This is a genomic window from Dokdonella sp., from assembly GCF_039926425.1.
Classification (GTDB): Bacteria; Pseudomonadota; Gammaproteobacteria; order Xanthomonadales; family Rhodanobacteraceae; genus Dokdonella_A.
Genome location: NZ_JBDSWZ010000113.1, coordinates 1 through 8,494, shown reverse-complemented (window position 1 = coordinate 8,494; position 8,494 = coordinate 1). Strand labels below are relative to the sequence as shown.

Sequence of the window (8,494 nt, the reverse complement as noted above, 5' to 3'; positions counted from 1 at the left end):
TCATCGAGGTCGATCAGGTGCAGTTTCGAATCCTTGCCGGTCTGCAGGCCGAGGTGCTGGACGGTGCTGTTGGATGCGACGGGCACGATCGACAACGACGCGGAACCGAGATCGACATCCTGACTGTCGAGCTGCGGGAACGTCGTCGGCGTGAAGCTGTCGAGCGGAAAACCAGCCCCGGCGCCGGTGCCGTCTGGCTTCAGCGCAAGCACGCTGTCGCCCCAGTTCAGTCCGCCCATGTCGGCATCAAACGTGCCGTTGCCCGTCGTGATGTACACGCGATTGGTGCCGGCGTCGTAGGTCGCTCCACCGCGGCCCCAGATGCCGCTCTGGGCGAGATCACAGTCGGTCGACGGCGGCCCATTCAACGTCATGTGCACCGTGACGTTGCTGCACAACGTGTTGAAGACCTTCTGCGTGCCGGTTGAGAGATTGATCGTCGTGATGTGGCCTTGGTAATCGCCGCCGTCGCCGATGTAGCCGTCGGTGACCGCGTAAAGGTAGGTGTCGCCGCCCGACGTCGCGATCGCGAGCGCGCTGGCACCTTTTTCCACACTGGGCTTCAACGTCGCAATCTGTGGCCAGCCGCCCGTGGTCGTCTCCGTGCCGTCGCCGATCGCGTACTTGTGAACCTTGCCGTCGCCGCCGTAGTGGTAGACGAACTGGCGATTGGGATCGATCGCTGGAGAAGACTGGCTTTCTTTCGCGGAAGTGGTCTTCGACCACACCACCGCGCCGGTCGTAGCATCGACTGCCAACAGCTTGCCGCTGTAGCGCGTCGTCATGAACAACAGATCCTTCGTGCCCAACGCGGTCGCGATGCCTGCGGCAAACACCGGCGCACTGTCGACGCTGTCCGGCAGGGTGACCTGATAGCGACGCGTCAGCGTTGCGACGTTCGCCGATGTGATCGTCGTTTCGTCCGGATTGCTCGCGCTGTGCGCGGCGTCATACCCCCACTGCGTCCAGTCGGCCGCGTCGGCGTGCTGCAACGGCATTGAAGCGATGCACAGCAGCGCGCTCTTGAACAGGATTCGGGAAGGCATGGGTCGGGTCTCCAGCGGGTGTGGGTACGTGCAAGCACGCATGAACAGCGCGACGGCGCATTCAGTGCTGCGATGATGTGCTCTTTCGTGAAGCACGCATGATATCGGTCAATCGGCCAATGCAATTGTGACCGGCGACGTGCTAGAACGTCGCTCGGGCAACATTTCGGGGAAATCACATGCGCAGTCGATCATTGATTCATTCGATTCTTTCAGCAGGCTTTCTGTGCCCCGCGCTGGCTGCGGCCGTCACGCCCGCAGATCTCAGTCTGGTGCGCTGGCCGGATGCGGCCACGAGTTTCAACAGCCCCATCGCGATTCGTTCCGCCAACGACGGCAGCGGTCGTGTCTTCGTGATTGAACGTTGCTCGGGCATCCGCATCGTCAAGAACGGGGCGCTCTTGCCGACGCATTTCCTCGATGTCGCCGTCAGCTGCAACAGTGAACAAGGCCTCCTCGGCCTCGCGTTCGATCCGGACTACGCAGCCAACGGCACGTTCTATGTGACCTACACGGCGCCGTCCGCCGATCCGAGCCTGGGCAGCAGCCAGGACCAGGTGCTCGCGCGTTATACCGTGTCGGCGGCCAGCGCCGACATCGCCGATCCGACCGGAACCGTGATCCTGCGCGTGCCCGACATCGCCGCCAACCACAACGGCGGCGACCTGCATTTCGATCGCCAGGGCTATCTCAACTGGTCGATGGGCGATGGCGGCGTGCAGGGCGATCCGAACGGATTTGCGCAATGCACAGGCCGCAAGAAGGCGGACAACACACCGTCCAGCTGCCGCACGACGACGGGGTCTGGCCCGACCTATTATCTTCTCGGCAAGATCATCCGACTGGACGTCCATTCGACGACCGCGTCGGCGCCTTCAAATTTTTGCGGCGCGACGGCGGGCCAGCCGGCACTGTATTCGGTCCCTGAAGGCAATCCGTTCGCCGACGTCGCCGCCCACCCCGATGACTGTGCGGAAATCTTCAACTGGGGCTTCCGGAATCCGTTCCGCTTCAGCATCGACCGCGAAACCGGCGACATGCTGATCGGCGACGTCGGCCAGAACGTGTACGAGGAAATCAGCTTCCAGGCTGCCGGCAGTGTGGGGCAGAATTTCCAGTGGAACGCCTGCGAAGGTTTTCACACGTATCCCGGCGGTGCGAACGGATGCGCCGGACCCGCTGGCAGCATCCTTCCGAAACTGGACTACTCGCATTCGATCGGCACCTGCGCTGTCGTAGGCGGCTACATGTACCGCGGGCCGATCGTTGCGCTGCGCGGGCAATATCTCTTCAGCGACTATTGCAGCGGCAGCATCTACATCGTCGCGAATGCAGGCGCCGGCGTGCAGCCGTGGGTCATGGAGACGCTCGCCGGCACGCCATCGATGAACACCTACGGCATGGGCGAGGACGACGACGGAAACGTCTATGTCGGTGCGCAGGACGGCGCGGTGTACGTGTTCCACTCGGACAGCGCCAGCGACGTCATTTTTGCGGATGGTTTTGAAGGATGAGAGTCGCCTGTCGATTCCGGGCAGGTGCGACGCATCCGTTGACAGCGCTGATGGGTGCGGTTCTTTCGGTGTGCCTCGTCGGCGTGCGCGCCCAAACCGTTCCGGCGGATCTTTCGTTGGAGCTGGTGACCTCCGCGGTCACCGCGCCGATTGGTGTGCGCGCACCGCATGACGGAAGCGGCCGGTTGTTCGTGTTGAGCCAGGCGGGCACGATTCGCGTGATCAAGGACGGCGCGCTGCTGCCGACGCCGTTCCTGAGCGTGCCGGTGACGTATCCGGGCAGCGGCGGCACCAGCGGACTGCTCGGGCTTGCGTTTCATCCGAATTATGGGCGCGCCGGATTGCCGCACAACGACGAGTTCTACGTCGTGTCAATGCGTCCACCGGGCTGCACACCGGTGGGAACGTGCCTCGGCAGTGGACCCGACGAAGTGCTGGAACGATTTACCGTCTCGGCCGATCCGGATGTCGCCAATCCGGCCGGCACCGTGGTGATGCGACTCGCGGACAATTCGCCGCCGTCGTATCACAACGGCGGTGACATCCACTTCGGCGCCGACGGACTGCTCTACATGTCGTCGGGTGACGGTGGGCAGGAAAGCGGCACCCACTGGCTCGCCGAGTGCCTGTGGAAGAAGCCGAACGACACCACCTCGACCAGCTGCGGCACGGGCACCGGAGTGCAGTATTTCCTGCGCGGCAAGATGCTGCGCATCAACGTCGACACGCGCGGCGACATCGCGACGGCCGACATGTGCGGCACGCCGACCGGCATCGCTGCGGAGTATTCGATTCCCGCCGACAATCCGTTCGTCGGATCGAGCCAGACCTGCGACGAAATCTGGCTGCACGGGTTTCGCAATCCATGGCGCTGGAGTTTCGATCGCGCCACCGGTGATCTATGGATCGCCGATGTGGGCCAGAGTCATTTCGAGGAAATCGATTTGCGCGTGGCCGGATCGACCGGGCCGATCGAATACGGCTGGCACTGCATGGAAGGGACGGCTGTATTCAACACGTCCCAAGCGTGCACACCGCCGCTCGCGCCGAACGTCCTGCCGCTGATCGAGTACACGCACAGCGGCAGTCGTTGTGCGGTCACGGGCGGCTACCGGTATCGCGGTCCGATCACGCCCTTCCAGGGCATGTACGTGTTCGCTGACTCGTGTTCGAGCGAAATTTTCTTCGCCAAGCCCGACGGACCAGGCCAATGGAGCTACGCGGCGTGGCCGAACAACGTCAATGCAGGCTCCGGATACGGCACGTATTCTGGATTCGGCGAAGACGAAGCCGGCAATCTCTACGTTGCCAACACGTTGACCAACAAGGTCTACCGGTTCCACTCCGCCGGGCAGCCGTCGACGCACGTGGTGACGCCGTTTGCGCAGAGTGGGGGACATCTTGATCCAGCGACCGCGCAAACGGTCGACGACGGAACCAGCATTGCGTTCGATGTGACCGTCGATGCGGGCTATCTGGTCGATTCGGTCACGGGCTGTGGCGGTTCGCTGGTCGATGCGACGTTCACAACGGCGCCGGTCGCGGCCGACTGCACCGTCAGTGCCACGTTCATCGATGACCGCGTGTTCGTCGACGGATTTGAATCCACAACCGCACACGGTCGCCGGTGACGTCTACTGCGAAGTCGTTTCCTTCAGCGCAATCGCGTTGATGCCGTTGTCCGACAGCGATCGCTTGGCCGCCTCGAGGTCGCTCGCGCTGGCATACGGCCCGACGCGCACGCGATGCCAGGTTTTGCCGTTGATCGTGACCGGCTGCACCTGCGCGACAAAGCCAACCAGCGCGAGCTTCGCTTTCGCTTCGTCTGCGGTTTTGGGTTCCGGGTAGGAGCCGGTCTGCAAAACGTAGCGACCGCCGGCGGCCGGAACCGGCGTCGGTGTCGTGCCTGCAGGAGTGGCCGGTGGATTCGTCCGTGCCTGCTGCTCTGCCTTGGCCTTGGCGGACAGTTCGGCGTCGGGAATCACCACTTCCGCTTCCGGAAGAACCTGGTAGAAGTCGTAATTCTTTTTCGGCGGTTTCGCTTCCGCGACGGGCTTTTCCGTTTCGCGCGGCGCGGTGGCCTGCGGATTCGGTTGCGGACCATCTTTGCGCCGCAGCAGCGGCATCCAGTCCTTTGCGAGGACAAGCAGCATCAACCCGACACCGAGCACGAGTCCGAGCAGCACCCACACCCACGCCGGTTTCTGCGTGCCATTGCCGCCACGTGTCGCCTGGCGACCGCTTTTCTTTGCTGCCATTACATGCTCTCCGGCGCGGAGACGCCCAGAAGGTCGAGGCCGTTGAAGAGCACCTGGCGCACGGCCGCAGCCAGCGTCAGGCGTGCGTCGCGAACATCGATGTCGTCGACGATGAATTGATGCGTGTTGTAGTAGGCGTGGAATGCCGCGGCGAGTTCACGCAGGTATGTCGCGACGAGATGCGGTTCCAGATTCTCGCCCGCCGCCTCGACCACTTCCGAATAGCGCGAAAGTTCCACCATCAACGCCTGTTCGTGTTCGCTGTCGAGGCGCGCGAGCTGCGAAAGGCCGTTCTCCCGATTCCATTCGAGGCCGCGCTCGGCGAGCTGACGCATCACGCTCGCGACGCGCGCATGGGCGTACTGGATGTAGTAGACCGGGTTGTCGTTGGTCTGTGCGCGCGCCAGGTCGATATCGAACACCAGCTGCGAATCGGATTTGCGAGCGATCAGGAAGTAGCGCGTTGCATCGCGGCCGACCTCGTCGATCAGGTCGCGCAATGTCACGTAGCTGCCGGCACGCTTGGAAAGTTTCACTTCCTCGCCGCCACGCATCACCGTGACCATCTGGTGCAGCACGTATTCGGGCCAGCCTTGCGGAATGCCGGTGTCCAGCGCAAGCAGGCCGGCCTTCACACGCGCAAGCGAGCCGTGGTGGTCCGAACCCAACTCGGTGATTGCGCGCTGGTAGCCGCGCTGCCATTTGCTGCGGTGATAGGCGACGTCGGGCAGGAAGTAGGTGAAGGTGCCGTCGGATTTCCGCATCACGCGGTCCTTGTCGTCACCGAATTGCGTGGTGCGCAGCCATAGCGCACCGCCTTCCTCGTAGGTGTGGCCGTGCGCGACAAGCTCGCGCACCGTTTCCTCGACCTTGCCATCCGCATACAGCGACGACTCGAGAAAGTACGTATCGAATGCGACGCCGAAAGCGCGCAGGTCGAGGTCCTGTTCGCGGCGCATGGTGGCCACCGCGAAGCGACGGATCGCATCCAGGTCGTCGACGTCTCCCGCGCCCGCGAGATCGACGCCATCGGCATGGACGACGTCGCGATCGAGGTAGGAGCGCGCCACATCCTTGATGTACTCGCCGCGGTAACCGTCATCGGGCCAGCCGGGCGCATCCGGTTCGATGCCGCGCGCGCGTGCCTGGACCGATAACGCAAGGTTGTTGATCTGCGCGCCGGCATCGTTGTAATAGAACTCGCGCACCACGCTCCAGCCATTCGCGTCGAGCAGTCGCGCGATGCAGTCGCCAATCGCCGCAGCACGGCCGTGGCCAACGTGCAGCGGGCCTGTCGGATTGGCGGAGACGAATTCCACGCCGGCGGTGCGCCCGGCGCCGGTGACGCCGCGACCGAACGCGGCACCCTGATCGAGTGCGACGCGCACATCGCGATGGTAGGCCGCGGGGCTCACGAAGAAATTGATGAATCCTGGACCCGCGATCTCGACCTTCTCCAACCCTTCACGAGAGGGCAATGCGGCGACCAGCGCGGTCGCAAGGTCACGCGGCTTGCGACCGGCGGCCTTGGCGAGCAGCAATGCGACGTTCGTCGCGAAATCGCCGTGCTCGCGGCTGCGGGTACGTTCGACCACGAATTCCACCGATGCGTGCGGCGGTAGCGTGGCATCGGCGCGCAGCGTGGCGATCGCGTCGAGGATCAAGGCGTGCAAGTGGTCTTTCACGGAACGAATCGGGCTCGGGATAGCCGCATAGTGTAAGGCCTGGCCGCGTTGCTCGCCGCGTCTCAGCGAACGGGACGTCACACTAACGTAAAGAAGCGGCGCCACGCTGACCCCTTCCCTGTGCAAGGGATACGTTTCAAACAAGGGGTCGTTCCTCGTGCATGCCTTCAACTTGCGCGCGTCCGCGCTGCGTATCGTCCTTCTTTGCCCCGCGCTTGCCGCTCCGCTGGCTGCCGCCGAGAGCGGCCCGGTCGGCGCGCCGGCCAAGGCCATCCAGGTCGCCGACCAGAGTGGCGACGCGCCGCCCCCGGCGATGCCGCGCGACGCCGGGGGCAATGACGGACAGACGCCGGTCCGACCCCTTGCCGACAATCGTCCGCAGGCGCCTACGCAGGCCGCAACGGAATCATCATCTCCGCGGGAAACGCCGCCGGCCGGCGAGGTCAGCACGCTGTCTGGCGTGACTGTCCAAAGCAGATACAAGGCAGGAGGAGACGTCCTTTACCTTGATGAGCGCCGCACCGCGGCCAACGTGACCGAAGCACTGGGCGCCGAGCAGATCGCGCGGACCGGCGATTCGGATGTGGCGACTACCCTCAAGCGCGTGACCGGCCTCAGCCTCGTCGACGGCAAATACGTGTATGTGCGGGGCCTAGGCGAGCGTTACTCAAGCGTATTGCTGAATGGTGCGCCGATTCCGAGCCCCGACTTCACGCGGCGTGTGGTGCCGCTCGATCTTTTTCCGACGGAACTGCTCGATGGAATCCTCGTCGACAAGACGTACTCGCCGGTGCTTCCGGGCGACTTCGGTGGCGGCACCGTGCGGTTGCGCACGCGAGAGGTACCGGACGCGTTCTTCTTCAAGGCTCAGGGAGGGCTCGGCTATGTCGATGGAACGACTGGCGAGGACGGCTTGCGATACCGCGGTGCCGGTCAAGACTGGACAGGCTACGACGACGGAGCGCGCTCGCTTCCAGATTCGCTCGCGGGTGCGATTGCCGACGGACGCTACTTGCGACCGCGGTCGGACGCGAATCCGGATGGCGCGACGCCAGCCCAGCTGCAAACCTACGGGCGCGACCTGGCTGCCTCCGGCTTCGGCATCGGCAAGAAGCGCATCGATCCCGACACCCTCTTTTCGATTGGCATCGGAGACGGGTTCAATCTGGCAGACGATGTGCGCCTCGGACTCATCGCGGCATCACGCTACAAGCAGTCCTGGGACAGCGCCGAGGAAGTACGCCACACCTATGCCGCGAGCAATGCGGGTCTGAGCCAGGTCGGCAACCAGAATGTCGACATCACTCAACGCGACATCGATTCCAGCCTGTTCTTCGGTGTCGGTCTCAATGTCGGCAACAACCACCGCTTCGGTCTGACCCACATGCTGCTGAGGCAAACCGAAGACCGCGCGAAGATTACCGACGGTACGGCCGACAGCGTCGACTCGCGCTATTTCGAGCAGAAATGGACTGAGAACCAGCTGCGAGCGACCCAGCTCAATGGCCACCATGCATTTCCGCGACTGCACGACCTGGAGGTCGACTGGCAGTACACCCGCGCGGCCGCTGGCCGCAAAGAGCCGGACACGCGGCGCTGGCGCTACGACTATGCGGGTGAAGTTCTGGAATTCTCGCGCCGCTCGGATTCCAACGCCGAGAAGTTCGCCACTCTGCAGGACCATCAAAGCGACTACAACCTGCGCGCAATGTTGCCTTTCAATTTCGATGACGGATCCTTGCTCAATCTTGCAGCAGGAGCCGAACGAACCACGCGCGATCGCGCATCGGCCATCCGAACCTTCGTCTACCAGCTGGCTCCAGGCTCGATGTTGCCCGGCCAGCCGGGATTTTTCCTGCAACCGATCGACCAGATCCTCTCGTCGGACAACATCGGGCCGGACGGATTCGTGCTGCGCGAGACAACGCGCGCGACGGACAACTATTCGGCTGCGCAAGCCATTGACGCGGCGTTTTTCAACGTCGACTTCA

The 8,494-nt window shown here is 63.6% G+C and carries 6 protein-coding genes; 3 read left to right on the top strand and 3 right to left on the bottom strand.

What is annotated here, in order from left to right; translation table 11 throughout:
* Positions 1-1,046: PQQ-binding-like beta-propeller repeat protein (locus tag ABIV12_RS07095; RefSeq protein ID WP_348057692.1), on the bottom strand; the 1,046-nt coding region annotated here is incomplete at its 3' end.
* A 179-nt stretch (positions 1,047-1,225) separates the two neighbouring features.
* On the opposite strand from ABIV12_RS07095, the gene ABIV12_RS07090 reads away from it, so the two are divergent.
* Both ABIV12_RS07090 and ABIV12_RS07085 read left to right on the top strand, forming a co-directional pair.
* Positions 1,226-2,560 carry a PQQ-dependent sugar dehydrogenase gene (locus ABIV12_RS07090; RefSeq protein WP_348057690.1) on the top strand — a complete coding sequence of 445 codons (1,335 nt, stop codon included), beginning with the start codon at positions 1,226-1,228 and terminating at the stop codon, positions 2,558-2,560.
* 50 nt (positions 2,561-2,610) lie between these two features.
* Positions 2,611-4,191 carry a PQQ-dependent sugar dehydrogenase gene (locus tag ABIV12_RS07085; RefSeq protein ID WP_348057688.1) on the top strand — a complete coding sequence of 527 codons (1,581 nt, stop codon included), beginning with the start codon at positions 2,611-2,613 and terminating at the stop codon, positions 4,189-4,191.
* A 3-nt stretch (positions 4,192-4,194) separates the two neighbouring features.
* Here ABIV12_RS07085 and ABIV12_RS07080 read toward each other — a convergent pair whose 3' ends face one another.
* Both ABIV12_RS07080 and argS read right to left on the bottom strand, forming a co-directional pair.
* Complete coding sequence (locus tag ABIV12_RS07080; RefSeq protein ID WP_348057686.1) at positions 4,195-4,818, bottom strand: SPOR domain-containing protein; 624 nt, start codon at positions 4,816-4,818, stop codon at positions 4,195-4,197.
* Positions 4,818-6,503 carry an arginine--tRNA ligase gene (argS, locus tag ABIV12_RS07075; protein ID WP_348057684.1) on the bottom strand — a complete coding sequence of 562 codons (1,686 nt, stop codon included), beginning with the start codon at positions 6,501-6,503 and terminating at the stop codon, positions 4,818-4,820. Before argS ends, ABIV12_RS07080 begins: the two co-directional genes overlap by 1 nt.
* 157 nt (positions 6,504-6,660) lie before the next feature.
* Between argS and ABIV12_RS07070 the strand changes: the two genes are divergently transcribed.
* On the top strand, positions 6,661-8,494 hold a 1,834-nt coding region (locus ABIV12_RS07070; protein ID WP_348057682.1), incomplete at its 3' end, for a TonB-dependent receptor plug domain-containing protein.

Bases quoted from the DNA above. Each gene is read 5' to 3' on its own strand.
- ABIV12_RS07090 (WP_348057690.1), top strand. From the start codon at position 1,226: ATGCGCAGTCGATCATTGATTCATTCGATTCTTTCAGCAGGCTTTCTG.
- ABIV12_RS07085 (WP_348057688.1), top strand. From the start codon at position 2,611: ATGGGTGCGGTTCTTTCGGTGTGCCTCGTCGGCGTGCGCGCCCAAACC.
- ABIV12_RS07080 (WP_348057686.1), bottom strand. From the start codon at position 4,818: ATGGCAGCAAAGAAAAGCGGTCGCCAGGCGACACGTGGCGGCAATGGC.